The following is a 24041-nucleotide window of genomic DNA, read 5'->3' as shown; positions in this document are numbered from 1 at the left end:
TCCCGTAACAAGCCCGGTGATTCCCGTGACTGGAAAGCCCCTGCAGGCCGTTTAGGAGGCTCTAAAAGAGAAGGGAAAACCTTCTGTCCGCGTAAGAGTGGCTTTCTTTTTTGCGTTCGTACGAGATCGGCGCGGAAATACGAAAAATCGCTCAGAGGATCATCTATCCCTTGAGCGATTTTTCGTATTTCAACGATATAAAATGATTGATTCCAATTTTTTGAGCTCTCTTTAAAAGGACAGGCTTCCGGCTATATACTTGGAACCCTAATTTCTGGTATAGCTTCATAGCGGGAATATTTCGTATCTGCTACTTCTTCGATGAGAAATTGTTCATACGGGGTATTTTCCATCATATGACGGAGAACCATCATTGCCGCCCCCTGCCCTCTGGATTCGGGAGCGGCTCCGACGAAATCGATTGAGCATTTCACGGGAGAAGGATCAGCCAGAGTAGCTTCAAATTCGACCGAAGAGACAGTGCCATCCGTGCATGCAGCCATACCAGCAACTTTGCGATCCTCCGTTACCGCTACATAAAATTGATTCAAAACGAACATGTGAGCAAAAGCTCTTGCAATGGTTAGCTTGTCATTGAAAAAAAAGCCAAGCCACTGCGTGAATCCCTCCGCAAAAATCTGAGACATTTGCTCTCTTGCATCGAATTCTACTTGATCCGCCCTGATCACTGTAAACATGTACGGTTATTCTCCTTCCTTGTATAGAAAAGAAGTGAGGATAGAGGATGAAGGCATCGTGAAGTGGTTTTTTCGCATCATTTTCATCATAGCTAACCCGTGTAGTGTCGAATAGAAAAATACGACCATTTCATCTGGGTCCCCTGATCGGAATTCGCCGAGCGCCTGACCTTTTTTGACAAGCTGGGCTGTGGCGTGAAACAACTTGTCGCTAAGGCGAGCTACCTCGGTTTGTTTTTCGCTTGTTCCTCCCCCCGCTAGAAACGATTGAGCCATCAATATCAGCAAATTCGCAAACTCTTCGCCTGTCGTCATGTCGCTGTGAATTTCTTTCACAAACTGATCCAATGCTTGTTTGGGTGAAATAGCTGACTCGAAGAAATCGATGTTTTTCTTCAAGCCTGCAAGTGCGTAATCCACCAGGTCGTCAAACAAGGTTTCTTTCGATTTGTAATGCCGATACAAAAGCCCGATGCTGATGCCAGCCGTATCCGCAATGTCCTGGACATTCGTCGACCCGAATCCTTTTTGAACGAATAACTGCATGGCTGCTGATTGTATTTTCTGCTTTGTCGCGTTGCGCATTTGTTCGTATTGTTCTTTAGTGCGGGGCATTGGGGGACCTCGTTTTTCGAGTGAGTTTTTACTCATTATAAAAGCAGGAGTTTTGAAATGCAATCTTATACAGTTCGGTAATGCAAAAAAACGGCATCTCTGCCGTTTTTCGTTGCCCCTCTATTCTTCCATCTAGTCCTTTGCAGTGTTCAGCTCAGCTTCGATCTTAGAGTTTTTCGAAGACTCGTCCATACGCCAGTAAACGAGAAGGCTTATGGCAATACAAGCTGCTACATAGTAATAGAAGAGAGACTCGTTCCCGATGCTTTTGAACCATAGCGCGATGAACTCCGCTGTTCCCCCAAAAATCGCGACGGTCACCCCGTATGGAAAGCCTACACCCAGAGCGCGAATGGCGGTAGGAAACATCTCGGCTTTCACGATCGCATTGATGGACGTATAACCAGTAACAATGATAAGACCAGACAGCATCAGCAGGAAAGCAACATATGGGCTAGTGGTTTGTTCCAGGAGCATAAACATCGGTACGGTCCACAATGTTCCAAGAATACCGAAACCAATCAACAGCGGGCGCCGTCCAATTCGGTCGGACAGCATACCAGCAAGTGGTTGCAAGACGACGAATACGAGCAATGCGGTAAAGTTAATCCAGCTAACTACATCTTTCGGCATTCCTACCGTAATCACCATGAATTTTTGCAAATAGGTCGTGTAGGTGTTAAAGGCAATGGTTCCCCCGAGTGTAAGACCGACGACTGCCAGCACCGCCTTCGGATGCTTCATCAGCTCTCGAAGCGTACCCGCCTTCTCCTTGTTTTTCGACTCCATTTTGGTATACTGCTCCGATTCGTCCATACTGCGGCGCAGCCACAACACGGCTACTGCGCCAAAGGCTCCAATGATGAATGGAATTCGCCAGCCCCATGCCATCATCGCTTCTTCCGTGAGTATTTGCTGCAAGATAATTTGCACACCCAGTGCCAGCAATTGTCCACTGATCAGCGTGACGTACTGGAAGCTAGAATAGAACCCTCGGCGACCACTGGAAGCCATCTCGGACAAGTACGTTGCAGATGTTCCGTATTCCCCGCCAAGCGAGAGACCTTGGAGCAGGCGGGCAAGAACGAGAATGATAGGCGCAAACACGCCGATCGTTTCATAGTTTGGTGTTACGGCAATCACCAGAGAACCACCCGCCATGATGGTAACAGACAGCGTCAGCGCAGCACGGCGCCCATGACGGTCAGCGTATCGGCCCAGGAGCAAGCTCCCGATCGGTCTCATTAAAAATCCGATAGCAAAAACAGCGGCAGTATTCAGCAACTGGCTGGTAGCGTCGCCCTTTGGAAAAAATTGAGACGAGAAATACACTGCAAAAGCTGCATAGACATACCAGTCGTACCATTCAATCAGATTCCCTAGTGAACCTTTAAAAATGTTGCTTGTGATGCGCCGCGTATTTTCACGATCACTCGATTGACTCATTGCTGTCCCCTCCTTGTGATTGACCCGAATCCATCGTTTAACCGCTTACAAATCAAACAATCCTTTGAAAGGGGTTACATATTTACCCGGATGGATTCTCGAAGAACTGTTTTTATTCTAAGTTGTTTGTTTTGCTAGAATCTATCGAATACTTCCGGATGTGCAAAAACGGCATCCGAGCTGCCGAAAAACCCAGTTGAGTTACATTGATTTTTCGACCAGTTCGGGCTACCCTTTTCCATAGGGAGGGCTGTTATGACAATCACTATGCTTCTGGGACTGCTTGAAGACATCTCTGTAATTGCAGTCATCGCCCTTATCATCGGCCAATTAGATTACTTTCGGAACATCATGTACGGGAAAAACAACTGGATGCGGATCGTGATCCTCTCAACGCTGTTCGGGTTCCTGTCAGTAATCGGAACGGAGAATGGGCTACGGGTCAATGACGCACTCGCCAATACGCGCATTGTCGGTGCCGTCGCTGGCGGGTTGCTCGGAGGGCCAGTCGTCGGTTTTTTGGCCGGCCTAATAGGAGGTATTCATCGCTATTCGATCGGTGGATTTACCGCATTCGCCTGTGCCATCTCGACCGTAATGAACGGCTACTTGGCCGGAATCGTCAGTACGAAAATGAATATGCTGCGTCTGAAATGGCAGCATATCGTACTGATTGGCGTTACAGCCGAGCTCATTCAAAAAGTCATGGTGCTGCTCATGGCCAAACCTTTTTCAGCGGCACTCGAACTGGAAGTAAAAATCGCGATCCCGACCACCATTATGACCATTGCAGGTCTGCTGCTCTTCACGCGCGTTTTCCAAAATCTCAAAATGATGCAAGACCAGTCCGGCGCATTGGGGGCAAACCTTGCCTTGTCGATTGCCAGTCAGACGTTGCCTCATCTGCGGACGGGGCTAAATGAATATTCTGCGAAAAAAACCGCTGAACTGATCCGTGAAATGGCCAAGGTGGATGCAGTTGCCATTACCAACCGCGAAAAGCTGCTCAGCGCAAAAGGCCATGAACTGGAGAATCATGTGCAGAAAGAGACGCTGTGTGCACAAGTAGCGGAGGCTGTTTTGACCCACCCTACAGGGGTATGGCGCGACAAAGATTTTGCTCTTCCGCGTCCACCTCGCCTAAAATCGATCAGCGCCGCATCGTTGTATCATCAAAACCAGAAAATCGGGACGTTGCAATTCTACTATAAGACCTCTTCCTCCAAGACGTCCCAGACCAACGAGAAGCTAGTGGACGGCTTGGCCAAGCTGCTGTCGGTCCAAATTGAACTAGCGGAGATCGAGCATCAAGCGAAAATGCGAAAGCAAGCTGAAGTGAGCGCCCTGCAAGCACAAATCAACCCGCATTTTCTGTTCAACACCTTGGGGACGATTATGTCCTACTGTCGTACAGACCCTGATCAAGCGAGAAGCTTAATCGGTCATTTAAGCGACATCTTCAGGCGCAATTTGAAAAGCAAGGGAAATCATCACAGCTTGCAGGAAGAACTAGACGGAATCAAGTCGTATTTGGAAATCGAGAAGGTCCGATTTAGCAACCGTTTAAAGGTGAACATGGAGATCGACGAAACCCTGCTGGAGTGCAAATTGCCTGTCCTGACTTTGCAGCCGATCGTGGAAAATGCCATTCACCATGGACTTTCCCCAAAAGTTAGCGATTGTCTGCTCACGATTCGAGTGAAACCGTACGACCATGAAGTGAAAATCAGCATTGAAGACAATGGCGTTGGAATCAGTGAAGAGCGTTTGGCCGAAATCTGGAACAGCCAATCGAAAGGCATCGGCCTTATCAATGTCCATTCACGGCTGCAATCCATATATGGCAAAAAATACGGCCTCACGATTCAAAGCAAGCCTGGTTTGGGAACAGTCGTATCCTTTGTCGCTCCGTTATCCGCATTTGAAAAGGAAGTGCATCCAGATGCTCCTGAAAACGATCATCATCGATGACGAGCCAGCCATTTGTTCCGAATTAGAATATTTGCTGAAAAAGTATATTGATATCCAGGTGGACGCAATCTATACCAATCCACTGGAAGCATTGCCTCATATGATCAATTCCGAGCCTGATTTGCTTATGCTCGATATTCAGATGCCCGGGATGAATGGGCTTGAATTTGCCAAAACTTTGAATCAGATGTCCAATCCCCCATTGATCGTTTTTTCGACTGCCTATCATGAACACGCTCTGGAGGCTTTTTCTACGCTGGCTGTGGGCTATTTGACCAAACCGATCATGGAATCGAAATTGGACGATGTGATCCAAAAAGTGCGGACACTGAGGAAGCGAGCGGCCATGAATGACCGCGCTGCGGCAGTTCTCCCGATGGAAGAGCATGTCTGCATCCGGAAGACCAACAAGATCATCCCGATCCCTGTGGGGCAGATTTACTTTGCGTTTGTGCGTGAGAAAGATCTATATGTGGCGACAAAAGAGAGTATCGACAAGTGTGATTTGTCCTTAAATGAGCTGGAGGAGATTTTGAATCGGTCTCGCTCTTTCTTTAGAAGTCATCGGAACTATATTTTGAATGTGAAGCATATTAAAGAGATTATTCCGTGGTTTAATCATACGTATTTGATTAAGATGAATGATGATAGTCAGACGGATATTCCTGTTAGTAGGGGGAGGATGAAAGCGTTTCGGGGGTTGATGAATTTGTGAGTTTTTGGGGGAAGAAGATTGCTGGATGGAGCGGGGAGAGAGTATCTTTTCGCTCCGTTTTTCATAGAAGCAGCGTATATTCGATTTCCAGAGATGGATACTCAAAGCTATAACGGTATCCGAAACCTCCAACTGACTAGGGGATTTGTTATACAAAAGATACAAAAAGAAAAAACGGCATCTCTGCCGTTTCCGTAGTTACTTATATGGTGGAGCATAGCGGGATCGAACCGCTGACCTCTACACTGCCAGTGTAGCGCTCTCCCAGCTGAGCTAATGCCCCATATGTATGGTACTTCCAGCGTTTACCGCCTCAGTGAAATCAGTATAGCATACGCCCGCCGTACACTGCAAGCGAAAAAATCAGATAAATCCCCGCCCCTGCTGAAAAAACTCAACAAAAAAAGCCAACCGATCCCACCCGGTTGGCTTTCCTCTTTTCCCTACGAACCCACTATCTCACCGTTACCACAATCGGAGTCTTCTTCCCACCATACTGCACATAAATCGTCGCTTTCCCCGACCCTGTCGCCTTGATGACGCCGTCTTTCACATCGGCTACCAACAGGCGAGAAGTGGTCCAGAGAGCTGGCTTGGAGACATCTTGCTCAGAGCCATCCATGTACGTCGCAATGGCTTTCACTTGTTTCACTTCGCCTTTGCTCATCACGAGCTGAACAACATCTGTCTTCAAGTATTTCAACGTATCGACATCGACTGGGATGGAGACGCTCTTGTCGTTGTATTTCGCTATAATCGTCGCTTTTCCGAAGGCACGTCCTGAAACGAGGCCTTTGGTTACGTCAGCTACCTTGTAGTTGCTCGTCTTCCAGTCAGCCAGATTGGTAACATCCATGGTGCGGCCATCGGAGAAGGTAGCTGTCAAGGTTACTTGTACATTGCTGTTTGACTTCGTAGATACAAAGCGCTTGTCTGCTTCCAGCTTGCTCACGATTCCGACTTCTACCGGGATGCTGATCGATTTGCCGCCATATTTCGCGGTGATCGTCGCACGTCCGTTTGAGAGACCTGTTACGCGACCGTTTACCACATCCGCTACTTTCAGCGAGGACGAGGACCATTCAGCATCTTTGGTCACATTGTCCGAATTGCCAGCAGAGTTTGTTGCGCTCAGCTTGATGTCTTTTGATTCATTGACGTTCAAGATCAGCATGCGAGGATCAACAGAGAGATTCGTCGCTTGGTCTACTTCTACAGCAATTGAAACCGACTTGCCATCAAAGGTACCTGTTACGGTCGTTTTCCCTGCTCCTGTCGCCGTGATCTTTCCGTTCATTACTTCTGCTACAGCAGCAGAAGCTGTGCTCCATGTCGCTGTATCTGTTACATCCTTGTTCGTTCCATCTGCGTAAGCTGCTGTCAGCTTAACCGTTTCGGACTTGCCATTGGCGAGCACGATCTTTTTCTTGTCTACGGTCAATGTCTGCATGACGCCAACGGATACGGAAATGTTCACTGTGCGTGTTCCGTATGTAGCGGTCACGGTCGCTGAACCTGTGGACACACCAGTGATCAAGCCTTGACGCACGCTTGCTACATTAGGTGCACTCGATGACCAAACGACTTTTTGTGTGACATCTTCAGCAGAGCCTCCACTTGGATACGCAGCCTTTACCGTTACTTGCTTCGCGCCACCCACTGGGATTGCTACTGTCGTGATATCTGCGGTCAAGTTTTGCGGTACATCTACATCGACAACCAGTGTCGCTGTTTTTCCGCCGTATTTAGCCGTTACATTCGCTGTTCCAGCCTTGTACGCGGATACGGTCTTGCCATTTGCAAATACGACATCTGCATTATCCGAAGACCACTCTACTTTTGAAGTGACATCTTCACTTGTACCGTTTGCAAAGGACGCGTTTACAATTACGTCTTTTTTATCCCCGCTTTTCATCGTCAAGAAAGCAGGATTGATATACAAGGAACGGGGTACTTCTACATCTACGCGTACCTGAACGGATTTGTTTCCGTATTTCGCAGTAATCACCGCTTCACCGGACTTCACCGCATGGATTTTTCCGTTGCTGTAGTAAGCAACATCCTCGCGATCCGAGGACCATTCGGCCTTATCATTCACTACTGTGGAACCGCCATTATTGGCATAGGTTGCCTTCAGCTCGATGTCTTCTTCCTTGCCTACATTCATGAAAATGTTTTGCTTGTTGAGTTCCAGCTTTTGCGTTGTATCCACATCGACTTTGATCGTCGCTGTTTTTGTTCCATACTTCGCCGTAATGGTTGCTGTACCCGCGCCATAAGCCTTGATCGTGCCCTTGAGCGCATCGGCTACAGCGGTATTGTCTGAAGACCATTCAGCCTTGTCCGAAACGTCTTCCGTTACACTTCCATCCGGGAAAATGGCCTTGAGCTTGATTGTTTCTTCGCCGTTCAGCAAGAGTGAAACCTGGTTTTTGTTTGGCTCCAGTCTGTGGGCGATCTCGACGTTTACAGAGATCGTTGTCGACTGGCTACCGAATTTTGCTGTCACTGTACCTGATCCTGAATTCAGACCTTTGATTGCTCCATTTACTACTGTCGCAATCGTAGGATTATCGATGGACCAGTCTGCTTGAGTCGTTACGTCTTCTGTTGTCCCATCGCTGTATACAGCGGTCAGCTTTACGTTTGCTGTGTTGCCGATCCTTACGTTCAACGTTTGATCTTCTGTCGTCAGTGCCTTTACCTTTTTGGTTACAGTCACACCCACTACGACAGGCTTACCCATGTAAGTAGCTGTAATGGTAGATTTCCCTACCGATTTGGCTGTGATCTGTCCGGCATAAACAGTAGCGATATTCGCATCCTGTGTCGTCCATTCTGTCTTGACAGTGACGTCTTCCGTTTTTCCGCTCACATAAATAGCGGTAGCCGTCAGGTTAGTAGAATCTCCGTTTTCCAGTGTTACCTCGTTCTTGGACAGAACGAGTCGGCTGATTTCATCGGCAGCCAATCCTACCCCTGCGTTTCCAGTCCCCACTAATAGAAAGACGGCCAGAAACAAGAGCATCGTTTTTTTCCAGAACATTGCTAGCCTCCCTCGCAAGTATGAAATTTGCTGTTCTTCGAAACCATTCCACCATTACTATATCGGCAAAGTGCAAGAAAGAATTTACTAGTTTTTCGTGTCAGGCATATGTCAAACCTTGTAACTAGACCTTATTTCAAACGTCTAAATAGAGAGAGACTACGAGGGAGATTTCGAAGAATGAAAAATCGAACGATAAACGCACAGCGTCCTTACTGGCGCAGGATATGGATCATGTTGGAGCTTGTCATCCTTCTCGGTCTACTATGGACGGGATACAACTGGTACCGCATCGAACAGACGATTGAGAAGGCCAACGCACGCCACGCAACCGTCGGCATTGTCCTCGGTGCAGCTGTCTGGGGTGAGGGACCTAGTCCTGGTCTGCGCGAGCGTCTGGAGCAGGCGGCGATCCTGTATAAAGAAGGTTATGTATCGAAGCTGTTGGTCACTGGCGGCCTTGGTGAAGGCAAAACGATTACGGAAGCTGCTGTAAGCAGAAATTACTTGGTGGCCAAAGGAATTCCCCAAGAGGACATTTTGCTAGAAAGCAAGTCTACCAGCACATACGAAAACCTGCTGTACGGCCAGCAGGTCTTGGAGGAACATCATATTCAAGACGCCCTGATCATCAGCCACGACTACCATTTGGCCCGTGCCATGGTCATGGCTGATTCACTGGGAATTGTCGCCTCGCCTGTAGGAACGACGTCACACGTCCTGTTTGGACCGTATCATAAGGCGAGAGAAGTACTCGCCCTCACGTATTGGGAGCTCTCTCGCCTCTTTACACAAGTGCTAGGAACGGTGGTTCTCGCGTAAAATTTCATACACATCGACAAAATGGCGGATTCGCTCCATGATGCGAGCCGCTTTTGTTTGTTCGATCCGATTTCCGTTGGAGATAGACATATGCTCTTGCAGTTCATTCAGCGCGTAGTTTGAAGTAAACAGCGTAGGCAAATGGTTGTTTGCCCGCTGATTCAGTATAACCCCCAAAATCTCGTCGCGAACCCATGGCGTCAAGTTCTCCGCGCCGATATCATCGAGGATCAGTACAGGTACTTCTTTCAGCAGCTCCAGCTTCCCTGCGTACGATTGATCCGAGATAGAGTCCTTCATCTCCCGAATAAAGTCTGGCACATAAACCAGCAAGGAAGCGACGTTTCGCTCCGAGAGCTCGCGACCGATTGCTCCCATGATGTAGCTTTTTCCAACACCAAACGGACCGTGCAAGTAAAGTCCTTTTACCCGCTCGCCTGTTCCGACTTTTTCACAGAACTGAATCGCGGCATCTACGGTAGCCAAATTCCCGGAGTCAATGACCAAGCCTTCAAAGCTCGCGTTCAAGGTCTCTTCGGAAACATAGTAGCTGCGCATCAGCCGACGGCGGCGAATCTCTTCCTCGTGCGACAGTTGCTTGGAACAGGGCGTCATCGAGCTGATAATATGCTGGTGAGCGAGCTCCAAATGAGTGCTATGCCCTTTGACCAAATTCGGGCATTCGCCAAGACCCGGGCAACGCTCACACCAATACTGCTCCTTGACTGCCGTATAGATATTGGAGAGCGAGCGAAGGTAATCGTCCCTGGTCAATGCGGGGTGCTCTTGTTGAAATGCTTTTAAATACGCTGACGAACGGAACATTTTATCTAACTGCTGGTCTGGTGTCAGTAACTGACGCGGTGTTCGTTTGGCGAGCTCTTGCATAAACTCACTGATAGACTCCACGTTCCCTCACACTCCTTATTTCCGTTTTCGCAAGGTTTCCAGTCTTTTCTGCAAGTCTGGAAAATCCTGAATGGACTGTTTCTTTTCAGCGTCCGATGTGGTTTTCTCCTGCGACAGCTGCCACTCGACAGATGCCGGCAGCTTGTCCTGCAAGATGGCTCTACCGTTGCGTCTGACCGGAGCCGATTCCTTCTTGCTCGTTTTTGCCTTCTCGGCTGTTTGTGCCCGTTGATCCGCACGTTCGAGAATCTGCTTGACTGCCTCGTCCACTGTCGCAATCCGCTTCGCTTTCCAGCTGTCACGAATCGTCTCCATGTACGCTTTTGGCAGCTCCATTTGCATGCTGGCTAGCGTATGGAGCAGCAGCGCATTGACGACATCCGGCTGCATCCCATCCGCAAATACAAGTGTTTCAGCCCGTTCCAAAAACACCTTGCTGATTCTGCCACCAACGACCTTTTCCAACAGGGTCACCGGAGATAGCTGGCGACAAGCACGAATAAAGGCTTCGCTTCCAGGCTCAGGCAAGCGACCGGGTCCCCATCCATCCTCTGTCGGGTCAGTTGCAGGCGTAGTTCGGTACAGCTTGTCTTCCGTGTAACGTTGTACCAAACGCTTGCGCAAAACTTCTCCGTCCAAACTCCGATCCGATTTGTACAGCGTCCAATCACGCAGCTCCTGCCCCATCCCCCAGCTGTCCAGCTGATAGAAATGGCACAGCGAGAACAACAGCTCCATGCTCTTGCCTTCCAACACTTTGACCGAGTCGGCATTATCCGGCAAGTACAGGCGCAAGGACGATACACTCAGCGAATGGTTGACCTGTGCCTCGTAGCCAGATTTCATCGGCGCTTGCGGGAAGCTGGTGTCCATCTCGGTTAAAAACTGATCCCGCTCCGATCCTTTTTTCACTTCCAGCTCCGATGGTTTCAACGACTGGAACACATCGTGAAAGTCTTTCGTGACGTTTTCCACAATGGAGTATTCTTGATCCAACTGACTGCCAAGTGTGTCTGCATAATGCTGGCGCAGTTGCGAAAAGCGAACGTTTTCGATTTTGTTTAACAACATCAACGACAGTACATAGTCTGCAAAAAACTCAGCCGGACTAAGCGGCGGTTTGATCAAATACTCGTAATAATAGTCACGCTGCTGATTTTCCCTGCGGCGCACCTCAACTAGCCCGATTGCCTCCAGACGTTCACGCGCATCCAATAGCCGATCCAGAGAAAGTGAAGTCGTCAGCATCAAACTGCGATGGGTCCCCTCCGAAGAGGCTCCGCTCACCTCCTGCACGCCATGAACGAGCAGTTGGTAGAGAGAGTACGATTCGACACCGATGATCGGCAAGTATAGTTGCGTAACAAAGCCCATTTCGGCAAAGCCAATCGGTCTTGCCATCCGCACCAGATAACGATCCTTCGGCAACAACTCGTTCCAAACTAAACGACGCATCAGATCTTTCCTTCCTGACAAAATTCGATTCTTTTATTATAGCATGACAACCCATTCATTCGCGGAAAAATGAGTTGGAAAACCAAAGAAGCCCTGGCGGATTGGCCGCAAGAGCGAGAAAGAAGCTGCCAGTCTGGCAGAAAAAGCTTATCTATTCTTTCGGAAACGAGCTGTTTCGTGCTTGAGCCAATAGCTCCTCCAGCTCTTTCATAAATACATTGATATCTTTGAATTGACGGTATACAGAGGCGAAGCGCACATAGGCGACCTCATCAACATGGTATAAACGCTCCATGACCTTCTCCCCAACATCATTGCTCTGGATCTCTGCTTGCCCGCAGCTGCGCAATTCTTTTTCAATGTCATTTACTACATTTTCAAGCACTTCCAACGGTACCGGACGCTTTTCGCAAGCACGCACCAACCCGCGCAATATCTTGTCTCGACTGAATTCCTCGCGAGTTCCGTCCTTTTTCACAATTAACAAAGGTGTTTCTTCCACCATTTCAAAGGTAGTAAAACGGCGCTCGCAGGCTTCGCACTCACGGCGGCGACGAATGGATTTATTATGATTGAAAGGACGTGAATCCAGGACTCTAGTCCCATTATATTCGCAAAATGGACAACGCATATCAGAATCAACTCCAATACTGACAATACTTGTCTACAGTGTCCCTCATATTCCTGTCAGAAGTCAAGTCAATCCTTGTACCTATTTAAAGGATAAGTCGAATGGAGTACAATTATGGTACTGTTGGAGGGATAGTCATGCGTTTAGTATCTTTAAAACAACTACAGCCTGGAATGAAATTAGGGCGTACAGTCTTCACAGAAGATGGAAAGGTGCTGCTTGGAACCGGGATGGAATTAACGGAACGACTCATTTCCGGATTAGAGCGAGCTAAGGTTGATTCGGTGTATATCGATGATCCCCTTACTAATGACATCGTCGTAGAAGAAGTGATTCGCCCACAAACCAGACAGGTAGCTGTGGAAGCCATCGAGAAGACGATCAAACAAATTACAAACTCAAACAAGCTGGCCCGGAAAATTTCTTTAAAAGAAATGGGCCTTCATTTTCAGCGCGCCTTTAGTTCAATTTTGGACGACCTGATGCAAAACAAGCAAATGGTTGGACATTTGACGACGATCTCTTCTCATTCACCATCCCTATACCATCACTCCGTGAATGTTGCCGTGCTGGCGACTGCTGTGGGTATGTCTCTGGGCTACAATCGCACTCAGCTCATAAACCTTGGGGTAGGGGCCATGCTGCACGATATCGGCAAAGTGAGCCTGCCTGACGAGATGTTGCAAAAAACAGAGCGCTGGACGGAAGAAGAGAGAGAAATTGCCAAACAGCATACGATGCTTGGATTTAATTTGTTGAGAAAGCAGCATGACATTTCACTTTTGTCAGCACACGTCTGCTTGCAACACCATGAACGGCTAAATGGAAGCGGCTATCCACAGGGATTATCCGGCAAGCAAATACACGAATTCGCGCAAATTGTCGGTCTCTGTGATATTTATGATTCATTGACTTCCCCACGTCCATGGCGCAAGCGGTATATGCCACAGGATGCTATCGAGTACCTGCTAGGCTCTGGCGGTACGCTGTTCGAGCATCATCTCGTAAATGCCTTTATCAAGCACATTGCTATCTTCCCGATTGGGAGCAGCGTCGTTTTGAATACCGGAGAAGTCGGGGTAGTAAGTCGGGTTGATCCGGATTATTCGCATCGTCCTACTGTTCGCGTGATAAAAGACGGCCGAGGAAACGACGTCCCTAGCCCTTTTGACCTCGATCTCAAGACGAACATCCGGCTGTTTATTGTCAGCTTTGAAGATGATGATCTATTTAACGTGAACTCATTAGAAGATTCTCCTACCTCATCGTAAATACGAAGCAACGAAAAACCCCTTTGCTCGAAATATCGGCAAAGGGGTTTTGTATATACTACTTATTTTACACCAACAGCAGCAGCTTCTTTTTTTGCAGCTTGATTGTGCTGCTCGGATACGTGGCGAACCAAGTCTACGACACGGCAGGAGTAGCCCCACTCATTATCGTACCAAGCAATGACTTTGACTTGATTGTCTCCCATTACCATCGTAGACAGACCGTCGATGATCGAGGAGTGATCGTTGCCATTGAAATCGCTGGATACGAGCGGCTCGTCGCAGAACTCGAGGTAGCCTTTCATGCTGCCTTCGCTCGCTTCACGCAGGACGCGGTTTACTTCGTCCAGTGTAACTGGCTTCTTCGTATTGACCACCAAGTCTACTACAGAAACGTTTGGAGTCGGTACACGCAAGGAAAAACCGTTCAGCTTGCCATTCAATTCTGGCAAAACGATTCCTACTGCACGAGCAGCTCCTGTCGTCGTTGGAATGATGGACTCGCTAGCTGCACGTGCACGACGCAGGTCTTTATGCGGATTGTCGAGATTCACCTGATCGTTTGTGAACGAGTGAATGGTAGTCATGAGACCTTGTTCGATACCGAATGAATCGTTGAGCACTTTTGCCACAGGTGCGAGACAGTTGGTTGTGCAGGAAGCATTGGAGATAATGTGGTGATTGGCGTGGTCGTAGGTGCCTTCGTTTACACCCATAACGATTGTCACGTCTTCTTCTTTCGCTGGTGCTGTAATCACAACTTTTTTCGCACCGCTTTGCAGGTGCTTGCCAGCGCCTTCTCGATTGTTGAACTTACCTGTAGCTTCTACAACGATCTCTACTCCGAGGTCACCCCAAGGCAGCTTTAGCGGATCACGGTCAGACAGTACAACTGTTGCTTTTCCATCTACGATAATCTTGTTGTCTTGGACTTCCACTTTATTTTGCAGGCGTCCGTGGATCGTGTCATATTTCAACAAATGTGCAAGCGTCTCCGCTGGATAGCTGGCGTTGATTGCAACGATTTCAATGTTGGGGTCCTGGATAGCGCGGCGGAATACCATTCGGCCAATACGTCCGAAACCATTAATACCGATTTTAATTGTCATATATAGAAACCCCTTTCGAATTGAGTTACGCTTATCTGATACTTTTATTATAATAAGTATGACACAATTATCAATGTGTTTTACTGAAAAATAAATATTTGGACGATTTACCCTACCCAAAAAAAGAGAAAAAGCCGCTCTCTAACCCGTAAGAGAAGCGGCTTTCATGATTTTTAACGTAATTGAAAGTCGTATATATTTTTGTAACGATCATGATAATAGAGCACTCGCTGGACATATTGACGGGTCTCCCCATATGGAATGTCCTCAACCGTGTCTCGAGTTCCGTCCCATTGCTCACTCGCGAGCCATCCATTTACTTTTCCCGGACCAGCGTTGTAGGCGGCAATGACTTTGACGATATCGCCATCATAGCGGGACAGCAAAAAATCGAGATACCATGTCCCAATCTCGATGTTCATGACAGGGTCGTACAAATATTGACTGTCCTTTGGACGGAAGCCTGCCTCATTGACAATCCATTGCGCTGTTTCCGGCATGAGTTGCATGAGCCCGACCGCACCTTTTTTCGAAACGCGATCTGTCGCAAATCCACTCTCGGAACGAATGATAGCCAATACCAAATGAGGGTCCACCTTATATTTCAGTGCAGCCGTCACAATCTGTTGCTCATATTTGATCGGGTACATCCATTTCCACACCACTGGCGTGTTTAGCAGCAAAAATACACTCGCCAAAACGAGCAGAATCCATGCTGCACGTTTGCCAAAACTCATGATTGACGCTCCGATCGAATCGCGGCTAATACAGCCTCCACTTGACGCTCGGTTTCTTCACGCGAACCAGAATTATCGATCAAAAAGTCTGCGCCCTGCTTCTTCTGATCAATGGGAAACTGTGCCCGCAGTCTTTTTCGTGCTTGTTCTTCTTCCAATTCGTCGCGCTCCAGCATTCTCGCTAATTGCATCTCGTAGGGGGCATAGACGACCACGATTTTTTCTACCATATGCGTAAGCTTGCTCTCATACAGCAGAGGAATGTCCATAAAGACGATCTCGGCTCCATTCGCTTCCGCTGATTCGGCCTCTTCCCGCATGACGCGGCGTACCTCGGGATGGACGATGGCGTTCAGCTTTTGACGCTCGGACTCGTCCGAAAACACGATCTCTCCTAGTTTTTTCCGATCAATTTGACCATCTTCCAATAGGATTTCTCTTCCAAAATGGCGCACGATCGCTTCATAGGCCAGTTTACCTGGTTCTACGACCTCTCTGGCGATTTGGTCAGCGTCAATGACAGGAATTCCACGCTCTCGAAGCATACCTGTCACCGTGCTTTTCCCAGTGGCAATTCCGCCTGTTAACCCTAGTATCATGCCCATCCTCCTCCCTTGGTCGAACTGTTATAACTTTTGGCAGTTCGGGCAAATATGTGTCCCTCTGCCGCCGACTACAAACCGAATGATTTCGGCTCCGCACTTCGTACACGCCTCATCTTTTCGTCCATACACTAATAGAGATTGCTGGAACATTCCCATCTCGCCCTGTCCGTTCACATACGACTTGATGGAGCTACCACCTTGTTCTACCGCTTCGTGCAAAGTGGAGACGATGCTTTCGTGCAGTCGAATAACTTCTTTATCTGTCAGCTTTCCTGCTGGTTTCTCCGGATGAATGCCTGCTTTAAAGAGTGACTCGTCCACATAAATATTCCCCAGCCCTACAATACATTCCTGGTTTAGGAGAAGCGGCTTAATTTTTGTTGACCGTCCTTTTAACAATTTCCCCAAAACTTCAGGGGTAAAACTCTTATCTAGCGGTTCTACCCCCAGTTTTGCCAAAGGTCCGACGGTTGTTTCCTTCCCCTTAGGGAACAGATCCATCGTCCCGAACTGGCGAACATCCCGATAACGCAGCTCCGTTCCGTCCGTAAAATGGAAGACGACATGGGTATGCTTCTCTACGGGATCATCCGCCTGATACACGCCATAGCGCCCTTCCATTCGCAGATGGGACACGAGCACGTCCTCGTTTAAGAAAAACTGAATGAATTTTGCCCGCCGTTGGATATCCTGGATGGTTTGTCCCACCAAGAGAGATTTGAAAGCTTCCACGTCATCTGGCTGGCGTACAATACGCGCCAAATGAACACTTACTCTCTCGATCGTTTTTCCCATAACCAAGCCACGCAAAGTCCGTACGACGGTTTCTACCTCCGGCAATTCTGGCATATGCCCTCCTCCTCTCGCTGTCTATCGATCCTTATGTTCTAGGCATGCCTACTTCGCATCGTACCAGGTACGTCCGTCACTGACGTCCACCTTGAGCGGCACGTTGATGGACAGCGCACTCTCCATCACTTCTGGTACCAGCTTGCGCATGACCTCAAGCTCGTTTTCTGGCACTTCAAATACAAGCTCATCGTGCACCTGCAAAAGCATGCGGCTAGCGAGACCTTTCTCCTCGAGCGCTTCCTGCATGCGAATCATCGCGAGCTTGATCACATCGGCAGCAGTCCCTTGGATCGGCGTGTTCATCGCGGTACGCTCGGCAAACGAACGCAGGTTAAAGTTGCTGCTGCGAATATCAGGCAGGTAGCGGCGGCGATTCAACAAGGTCGTCACGTAGCCATCCCCCTTCGCCTGCTGAACGATCTCATCCATCCAGCGCTTCACACCGGAGAAGACATCAAAGTAACGCTCAATGAAGTCCCCGGCTTCTTTGCGGGTAATATTGAGGTTTTGCGACAGACCGTAGTCGCTGATGCCGTATACGATCCCGAAGTTGACCGCTTTTGCCTGACGGCGCATCAGCGAGGTCACTTCTTCCTCACTTACACCAAATACGTCCATCGCGGTGCGGGTATGAATATCCATTCCTTTTTGGAAGGCGTCAATCAAGTTTTCGTCTTGCGAAATATGGGCCAAAATCCGCAACTCAATCTGGGAATAGTCAGCCGCCAGCATGTACCAGCCATCCTCTGATGGGATAAACGCCTCGCGAATCTTGCGTCCTTCTTCCATGCGGATCGGGATATTTTGCAGATTCGGGTCTGTACTGGACAGGCGTCCTGTCGCCGTAGTCGCTTGGTTGTAAAGCGTATGCACCTTACTCGTCTTCGTATGGATTTCCTTGGTCAAACCTTCAATATACGTCGAACGGAGCTTGCCGAGCTGACGGAAGGTCAGGATCGCATCGATGATCGGATGATACGGGGCGAGCTTCTCCAATACATCCGCACTGGTAGAAGGCCCGGTTTTGGTCTTTTTCAATACAGGCAGAGACAAGCGGTCAAACAAAATTTCACCCAATTGCTTCGGCGAGTTGATGTTGAATGTCCCACCCGCCAGCTCGTAAATCTGATCTGTCAGACCCGCGAGCTTTTTATCCAAGTCTTCCCCCATTTGAACGAGACGCTCACTGTTTACCTTCACGCCTTGCTTTTCCATGAGAGCCAATACCATACTCAGTGGTGCTTCCAATTCGCCGAGCAGCTTTTCCATTTCGTTTTCCGCCAGCTGCTCGCGCAAGACAGGCACGCTCTGCCAGATGGCTGCCGCTTTATGTGCCACATGCTCGCTCAGCACGTCCATTTCAGGAACAAGACGCTTGGCACCCTTGCCGTACACCTCTTCATCTGACAATACCCGTGTCTGTGCGTATTGTGCCGCAATGCTATCCAAGGTCGGGTTGCTCTCAGCCGCATTCAGCAGGTAAGAGGCGAGGTACACATCAAAGCTAATGCCTTTTATCGCAAAATCATGCCAAGCGAGTCCAACCGTATCTCGCTTGCCATCAAATACCCACTTTTCCTTTGCCGGATCAGCCAGCCACTCACAGAGCACCTTCCATTCCTTGGCTACGTCCCACGGCACGAACATCACCGTATCTTCCGCAGCCAATCCAATCCCGAGGAAAGGCGCATGATGATAGTTTTCCCCGTCCATTTCGATGTAAAGAGCCATTGGCGAAGTCAGCTTGGATTCGTACGCCGCTTTGTTTTCCTCTGAAATCATCTCAAATGAAAATGGCTTGGCGTCTGCTTGTCCGCTTCCATCTGCTGGCTGTGTCACTTTGATCTTGGACAAGAGCGATTTGAACTCCATCTTTTTAAAGAACTCGCTGACAGGTAGGCCATCATAGCCTTCAAAGCCAGTCTCTTGTACATCCAGCTCCACAGGCGCTTCACGCAAAATGGTTGCCAAGGCTTTACTCATATTCGCCTTGTCTACATTCTCACGTAGGTTCTCTTGCAGCTTTTTACCTGATACTTTATCGATGTTTTCCAGTACTTGCTCAACAGAACCGTATTCGTGTAGCAGCTTCAGCGCTGTTTTTTCCCCGACACCAGGAACACCTGGAATGTTGTCGGACGAATCACCCATCAAGCCCTTTAGATCAATTATTTGCAGCGGCTTAAGGCCGTACTTTTCGTGAATTTCTTCCGGAGTGTACAGCTCGATTTCGCTAACTCCCTTGCGCGTCAAAGCAACGGATACATGCTCAGACACCAGCTGTAGCATATCTTTGTCTCCGGTAATGACAGTCGTTTTCCAAGCTTGCTCATCTGCCTGCTTCGTCAACGTACCGATAATGTCATCCGCCTCATAGCCTTCCAGCTCGAAGCGTTTGATTGAGAAGGCATCCAACAGCTCCCGAATCAGTGGAAACTGTTCAGACAGCTCCGGCGGAGTTTTGCTGCGTCCCCCTTTGTACTCGGCATACTCGCTATGGCGAAACACGACTTTTCCCGCGTCAAAAGCAACCATGATATGCGTCGGCTTCATTTCCTCCAACACTTTTAACAGCATAGTCGTAAAGCCCAGCACTGCGTTCGTATGCAGTCCTGCCGATGTGGACAACAAAGGGAGCGCATAAAACGCCCGGTTCGCAACACTGTTTCCATCAATCAACACAAAATGACTCAAGGAATTCGACCCCTCTCGTTACAAAACTACTATCTTTAATCGTAACATAGGGCAAACATCAAAGCCAAGCCGTAGATATGGCGGGTAAAGCACAAGGTGATTGAACAGACTATGAAAAAAATGGACAAGGAAGGTGATCTTATGAATGGGAGAAATTTGATTCCGATCTTGCTCACGCTTTTGCTTTCCCTTGGGGCGATTCCAGTGACTGCTAACTCCACCCCAGACCCTGCACCCGTTGTCAAAAAGCTGATGGCATTTGTCATTGATGATTTCGGGAACAACATGCAAGGGACGGAGGAAATATTAGCAATGCCAGTCCCTCTAACTGTTGCCGTCATGCCGTTTATGCCCAGCACGAAGCAGGATGCCGAGCTCGCTCATCAAAAAGGACATGATGTACTCGTTCACATGCCAATGGAGCCAATGAAAGGAAAACGCTCCTGGCTCGGTCCTGGAGCCATTACGGCTGATCTGTCCGACGATGAGATTCGCAGTCGCGTGGAGAAAGCGATTGACGATGTGCCACATGCAATTGGCATGAATAACCATATGGGCTCAAAAATTACGGCTGACGAGCGAATCATGCGCATCATCATGAAGGTCGTCAAAGAACGCGGCCTTTTTTACCTGGACAGCAAGACTACCGATAAAAGCGTGGCGGCGAAAGTCGCAGCCGAAATGGGCGTCCCCCATGCAGTAAATCAAATTTTTCTGGATGACGTATACTCTGTCCCACATATTACAAAGCAGATGGAGCTCGTCTGCAAAAAAATCCACAACCATCCCCTATGTATCGCAATTGGTCATGTTGGACCTCCTGGCAAGAAAACAGCCTCCCTTCTGCGCCAGTACATCCCGCGAATTCAGAAGGAGGCCGAATTTGTAACCATTTCAACGCTTATCCAGCAAACTACTCATTAATTTTCTCCACCAGCTCTCCTGCACACTAGCCTCCGTTTTCAGATTTCCCGACAGCTTTACGTATTCGCTCACGGCCTCAGTAATGGCCTGAGCGATTTTTTCTTGTGCTTTGGGATTCGTTAACATTTCGCGGTCCTTCGCGTTGCTGATAAACCCCATCTCCACGATGACAGACGGACAGTAGTTATGACGGAGCATGTAGTACGTTTTACCCCTGACTGGCTTTTCGGTAGACCCTGTGAGCTTGTTCAGCGAGTTTTGTAGCAGCTCTGCCAACAGGTAGCTTTCTTCTGTGTTTTGATGCAAAATAATCGCTCCCCTGCGCCGTGGACTCGGTGACCAGTTTACATGCAAGCTGAGCATCATCTGCGGGCCAATTTCTTTTGCCAAATTCTTGCGCTGAGCCAGGTCACGTATATGGCGGGATCGGTTGTCCAACCAACGATTGTCATCACTCAGGGCAACATCCTTGTGGCGGTTCAAAGCCACGGTGTAACCCGCAGCTGTGAGTTGTTGATAGAGTCGTTTGGCAATTTGCAGATTGATGTCTTTTTCGTACAAATCCCCAAAAGAAGTTCCCGAATCTATACCTCCATGTCCAACATCAATCAAAATATGAAAGGGGGTGAGCGGCAATGCCTCGCTCCGTGTCGGGATACAGATGAGGATAAGCATGAAAGCAGCGATACGGAAAAAAGCCTGTAAGTTTCTCATGCCAGTAGGATAACCGGATTGAAAAGAAACCTTTCAAGCGGCGAGGTACACATAACATTGTGAATTTTTTAATCCGACTGTACAATTACAATTAATGAACCATGACCTTACCCGCATAAGAAGGTGTACTGATGAACCAATCTTTGGAAAAACCGTTATTTCCCCCGTATTTAGCTCTCTTAATCGGGGTGATCGCCATTTCCTCTTCTGCGATTTTTGTAAAGCTATCGGATGCGCCTGCTCCGATTATTGCTACGTATCGCCTCATTTTTTCCGTTCTTTTAACGCTTCCTTTTTTATTCTGGAATCGTGGTGCGCTAACAGAGATTGGAGCAATATCCAAGAAAGTGTGGCTACTCTGTATTTTATCGGGAATCTTTTTGGCAAGCCATTTTCTGTTGTGGTTTGAATCACTGAACTACACATCTGTAGCCAGTTCTACTGTGCTCGTAACGTTACAGCCATTATTTGCCTTCATCGGCGGTTACTTCTTTTTTGGTGAAAAAGTTCGATTTCTGGCTTTATCCGGCGGCTTGCTGGCGATTGCAGGTAGCTTTGTGATTGGCTGGGGAGATTTTCAAGTAGGCGGCATGGCTCTGTGGGGGGATTTCCTCGCATTGATGGGAGCTGTCACCGTGACGGGCTACTGGCTGGTCGGGCAGTACGTTCGCCAGCATATGTCTTCCTTTGCCTATACACTCGTCGTCTATACGGCAACCAGCGTGATTCTGGTCGCCTATGATCTGGCTCTCGGGTATTCGCTCGTCGGTTACCCTGGGGCGGATTGGGGCTGGTTCTTCTGTCTCGCCCTGTTCCCGACCTTGCTTGGACATTCTATTTTTAACTGGATCATTAAATGGCTCAATACGACGACGATCTCCATGGGGATTTTGGGAGAACCGATCGGGACTGCGATTCTCGCTTACTTCATCTTGGGTGAAGTGGTAACGCCTCCGCAGTGGATCGGCGGCTTGATCATTATCGCCGGCATTTATGTGTTCATTCGTTTTAACCAACCTGCTAAAGGAGTGTCCTCCATTGAACAAGCAACCGGAGAACCGCAAAAGCTTGCGTGAATTCATCAAGGGACTGAGTATTTGGGCGAAGATTGGCTGGACAATTCTGCTTGGCTACATCGTAGGACGTATTTTGTACTGGTTATTTAAAATGATGTCCTAACAGAAAAAGGGGCAATTCCAAAGAAGTCTTCGATAAGACTTGCGGAATTGCCCCTTACTATTAGGCTGTAGCCTTCTCGGTTGCTGGCACCTGTTGCTGCGTTTTTTTCGGCTTTTTATGCAGGAAGTACAGAAGTGGAATCGAGAGGACAATAGGGATTACTGAGACGAGGAAAGTATCCCCGATACCTTGGACCAACGATTCTTTTGCCATCATTCCGTACAAAATCGCGCTGGCTCCCCCTGTCGCGTTCGCTGCATCTACCCCTACTTGTGCATACATTCCTGAAATGCCACTGATAAACTGCGTCGCCATATCCGTATTCAAGTTGTCAGAGATTGAGGCCATGTGGAAATTTTGACGTGCCTGCATGATCACTGTCAAAATCGCAATGGCAAACGAACTCATGACCTGACGCAATACGTTGGACAGCGGAGAGGCATCCCCTACACTTGTACGCGGAACGGCGTTCATCCCTACGGTGGACAGCGTCATCATACACAATCCGATTCCGATCCCGCGAATGGTCAGGATCATATCGATCCACGAATGCATGCTGTCAGCAGATAGATTGTGCAATTCATACGTCGTGATGCTCATAATGGTCAAGCCGACCAATCCAATCGGGCCGACCCCATATTTATCCATCAGCTTTCCGCTGATTGGCATCATGATCGCCATGGCAATCGATTGCGGCATCAGCAAGATTCCAGACTCCATAGCCGTCAAGCCCTGAATGTTTTGGAGGAAAATCGGCATCAGGAAGATACCGCCCATCATTCCCATCATGACGAAGCCGGAGGTCAGAATACTGATGGTGAAGGTAGGAATCTTCAAAAGCCGCAGATCGAGCAGCGGACTTTCCTTCCCCAGCTCGACCCAGACAAACAGGATCAAGCTCATTACCGCAATGAAAAACAAGCTGACGATGAAAAAGGAGGTCCAGCCCTCTGCTTGCCCTTTACTCAAAGCGAGCAACAGCGTCCCGAAACCGACGATGGCAAGAAATGCTCCCAAGAAGTCGAACTTTAACTCTGGCTTTTTCGGCGTTTCCTTAAGCAGTACAATACTCATGATCACCGCAAAAATACCAAAGGGTACACCGACCAGAAAAAGAAATTGCCAGCTTAAAAATTCGATGAGATACCCACCCAAGGTCGGGCCTAGCGCAGGGGCTGTCATGGAAGCAATCCCGAATATCCCCAGTGCCATTCCGATCTTTTCACGCGGAACGATCATGTAAATCATCGACATCCCGATTGGCATGATCATCCCCCCGCTGACGCCTTGCACGACGCGAAAAGCAATCAACGAAGAGTCACTCCACGCCAATGCACAAAGGATGGACGAACAAGTAAATGCCGATAAGGAAAGTACAAATATTTTTTTTGCGCCGAATTTAGCGGACAACGAGCCGCTCATGGGAATCATGACGGCGTTTGCCAGCATATATCCGGTCAATACCCACTGCATGGTCTCGGTACTCGAACCAAAAATATTGACCATGGCAGGCAGGGCAACGTTAATCAAGCTATTGTTCAGAATCGCAACGAAGGTTCCTGAGAGGATTGCGACAAGAGACAGCCACATGCCGCCGTTCCCGCTTTTCTCCTCTCGGTGTGCCACCGCTTCCGCCATGTGTCAACAC

Annotated in this window: 21 protein-coding genes and 1 tRNA gene; 7 read left to right on the top strand and 15 right to left on the bottom strand. The window is 48.5% G+C overall.

Going from position 1 to position 24041, the window contains the following annotated elements:
* Positions 1 to 251 precede the first annotated feature (251 nt).
* The 3 genes from ACUUHJ_RS07750 to ACUUHJ_RS07740 form a co-directional block, all read right to left on the bottom strand.
* A complete protein-coding gene (locus ACUUHJ_RS07750; RefSeq protein WP_472298591.1) occupies positions 252 to 698 on the bottom strand; it encodes a hypothetical protein in 447 nt (148 codons plus the stop codon).
* Positions 699 to 704: 6 nt separating this feature from the next.
* Positions 705 to 1313 carry a TetR/AcrR family transcriptional regulator gene (locus ACUUHJ_RS07745; protein WP_472298590.1) on the bottom strand — a complete coding sequence of 203 codons (609 nt, stop codon included), beginning with the start codon at positions 1311 to 1313 and terminating at the stop codon, positions 705 to 707.
* A gap of 132 nt (positions 1314 to 1445) precedes the next feature.
* The gene (locus ACUUHJ_RS07740) at positions 1446 to 2759 is read right to left on the bottom strand and encodes an MFS transporter (RefSeq protein ID WP_472298589.1); all 1314 of its coding nucleotides are present in this window, start codon (positions 2757 to 2759) and stop codon (positions 1446 to 1448) included.
* A 255-nt stretch (positions 2760 to 3014) separates the two neighbouring features.
* Here ACUUHJ_RS07740 and ACUUHJ_RS07735 point away from each other — a divergent pair, with 255 nt between their 5' ends.
* Both ACUUHJ_RS07735 and ACUUHJ_RS07730 read left to right on the top strand, forming a co-directional pair.
* Positions 3015 to 4730: a LytS/YhcK type 5TM receptor domain-containing protein gene (locus tag ACUUHJ_RS07735; protein ID WP_472298588.1), complete on the top strand. Its 1716-nt coding sequence runs from the start codon at positions 3015 to 3017 to the stop codon at positions 4728 to 4730.
* A complete protein-coding gene (locus ACUUHJ_RS07730; RefSeq protein WP_472298587.1) occupies positions 4702 to 5445 on the top strand; it encodes a LytR/AlgR family response regulator transcription factor in 744 nt (247 codons plus the stop codon). The genes ACUUHJ_RS07735 and ACUUHJ_RS07730 overlap by 29 nt, the downstream gene beginning before the upstream one ends.
* 207 nt (positions 5446 to 5652) lie before the next feature.
* On the opposite strand, the gene ACUUHJ_RS07725 is transcribed toward ACUUHJ_RS07730, so the two are convergent.
* Positions 5653 to 5728, bottom strand: a tRNA-Ala gene (locus ACUUHJ_RS07725).
* A 171-nt stretch (positions 5729 to 5899) separates the two neighbouring features.
* The gene (locus ACUUHJ_RS07720; RefSeq protein ID WP_472298586.1) at positions 5900 to 8491 is read right to left on the bottom strand and encodes an Ig-like domain-containing protein; all 2592 of its coding nucleotides are present in this window, start codon (positions 8489 to 8491) and stop codon (positions 5900 to 5902) included.
* 180 nt (positions 8492 to 8671) lie between these two features.
* On the opposite strand from ACUUHJ_RS07720, the gene ACUUHJ_RS07715 reads away from it, so the two are divergent.
* Positions 8672 to 9313, top strand: coding sequence for a YdcF family protein (locus ACUUHJ_RS07715; protein ID WP_472298585.1), 642 nt, complete (start codon positions 8672 to 8674; stop codon positions 9311 to 9313).
* Here the strand turns inward: ACUUHJ_RS07715 and dnaI are convergent.
* The 3 genes from dnaI to nrdR all read right to left on the bottom strand — a co-directional run bounded on the left by dnaI (position 9290) and on the right by nrdR (position 12308).
* Positions 9290 to 10222: a primosomal protein DnaI gene (gene dnaI, locus ACUUHJ_RS07710; protein WP_012685139.1), complete on the bottom strand. Its 933-nt coding sequence runs from the start codon at positions 10220 to 10222 to the stop codon at positions 9290 to 9292. The genes ACUUHJ_RS07715 and dnaI overlap by 24 nt on opposite strands.
* Positions 10223 to 10237: 15 nt before the next feature.
* Positions 10238 to 11677, bottom strand: a complete 1440-nt coding sequence (locus ACUUHJ_RS07705) for a replication initiation and membrane attachment family protein (RefSeq protein ID WP_289676741.1) — start codon at positions 11675 to 11677, stop codon at positions 10238 to 10240.
* Between the two features lie 151 nt (positions 11678 to 11828).
* Positions 11829 to 12308, bottom strand: a complete 480-nt coding sequence (gene nrdR, locus ACUUHJ_RS07700) for a transcriptional regulator NrdR (protein ID WP_007717214.1) — start codon at positions 12306 to 12308, stop codon at positions 11829 to 11831.
* A gap of 137 nt (positions 12309 to 12445) precedes the next feature.
* Here nrdR and ACUUHJ_RS07695 point away from each other — a divergent pair, with 137 nt between their 5' ends.
* Entirely contained in the window at positions 12446 to 13579 is a 1134-nt protein-coding gene (locus ACUUHJ_RS07695) for an HD-GYP domain-containing protein (RefSeq protein WP_289676740.1), read from the top strand.
* Positions 13580 to 13641: 62 nt separating this feature from the next.
* Here the strand turns inward: ACUUHJ_RS07695 and ACUUHJ_RS07690 are convergent, their stop codons facing one another.
* From ACUUHJ_RS07690 to polA, 5 genes are all read right to left on the bottom strand, one after another.
* Positions 13642 to 14688, bottom strand: coding sequence for a glyceraldehyde-3-phosphate dehydrogenase (locus ACUUHJ_RS07690; RefSeq protein WP_472298584.1), 1047 nt, complete (start codon positions 14686 to 14688; stop codon positions 13642 to 13644).
* Positions 14689 to 14861: 173 nt separating this feature from the next.
* A complete protein-coding gene (locus ACUUHJ_RS07685; protein ID WP_289676739.1) occupies positions 14862 to 15425 on the bottom strand; it encodes a lytic transglycosylase domain-containing protein in 564 nt (187 codons plus the stop codon).
* Positions 15422 to 16030 (bottom strand): dephospho-CoA kinase, encoded by a 609-nt coding sequence (gene coaE / locus ACUUHJ_RS07680; protein WP_012685133.1) that lies wholly within the window; start codon positions 16028 to 16030, stop codon positions 15422 to 15424. Before coaE ends, ACUUHJ_RS07685 begins: the two co-directional genes overlap by 4 nt.
* A gap of 21 nt (positions 16031 to 16051) precedes the next feature.
* Positions 16052 to 16879: a DNA-formamidopyrimidine glycosylase gene (mutM, locus tag ACUUHJ_RS07675; RefSeq protein WP_289676738.1), complete on the bottom strand. Its 828-nt coding sequence runs from the start codon at positions 16877 to 16879 to the stop codon at positions 16052 to 16054.
* Positions 16880 to 16927: 48 nt separating this feature from the next.
* Complete coding sequence (gene polA / locus ACUUHJ_RS07670) at positions 16928 to 19576, bottom strand: DNA polymerase I (protein WP_472298583.1); 2649 nt, start codon at positions 19574 to 19576, stop codon at positions 16928 to 16930.
* Between the two features lie 141 nt (positions 19577 to 19717).
* On the opposite strand from polA, the gene ACUUHJ_RS07665 reads away from it, so the two are divergent.
* Positions 19718 to 20500, top strand: a complete 783-nt coding sequence (locus ACUUHJ_RS07665) for a divergent polysaccharide deacetylase family protein (RefSeq protein WP_289676736.1) — start codon at positions 19718 to 19720, stop codon at positions 20498 to 20500.
* On the opposite strand, the gene ACUUHJ_RS07660 is transcribed toward ACUUHJ_RS07665, so the two are convergent.
* Positions 20471 to 21214, bottom strand: a complete 744-nt coding sequence (locus tag ACUUHJ_RS07660) for an N-acetylmuramoyl-L-alanine amidase family protein (protein ID WP_289676735.1) — start codon at positions 21212 to 21214, stop codon at positions 20471 to 20473. The two genes, ACUUHJ_RS07665 and ACUUHJ_RS07660, sit on opposite strands and share 30 nt — an antisense overlap.
* Positions 21215 to 21345: 131 nt before the next feature.
* Between ACUUHJ_RS07660 and ACUUHJ_RS07655 the strand changes: the two genes are divergently transcribed.
* Complete coding sequence (locus tag ACUUHJ_RS07655) at positions 21346 to 22290, top strand: DMT family transporter (RefSeq protein WP_472298582.1); 945 nt, start codon at positions 21346 to 21348, stop codon at positions 22288 to 22290.
* A complete protein-coding gene (locus tag ACUUHJ_RS07650) occupies positions 22253 to 22393 on the top strand; it encodes a hypothetical protein (RefSeq protein ID WP_289676732.1) in 141 nt (46 codons plus the stop codon). Before ACUUHJ_RS07655 ends, ACUUHJ_RS07650 begins: the two co-directional genes overlap by 38 nt.
* Positions 22394 to 22453: 60 nt before the next feature.
* Here ACUUHJ_RS07650 and ACUUHJ_RS07645 read toward each other — a convergent pair whose 3' ends face one another.
* Positions 22454 to 24031 (bottom strand): DHA2 family efflux MFS transporter permease subunit, encoded by a 1578-nt coding sequence (locus ACUUHJ_RS07645; RefSeq protein ID WP_172140971.1) that lies wholly within the window; start codon positions 24029 to 24031, stop codon positions 22454 to 22456.
* Between the last annotated feature and the right edge of the window lie 10 nt (positions 24032 to 24041).

It is taken from the genome of Brevibacillus schisleri (assembly GCF_055685845.1).
The sequence above is the reverse complement of the archived record's forward strand: the minus strand, read 5'-3'. Positions and strand labels throughout refer to the sequence as shown.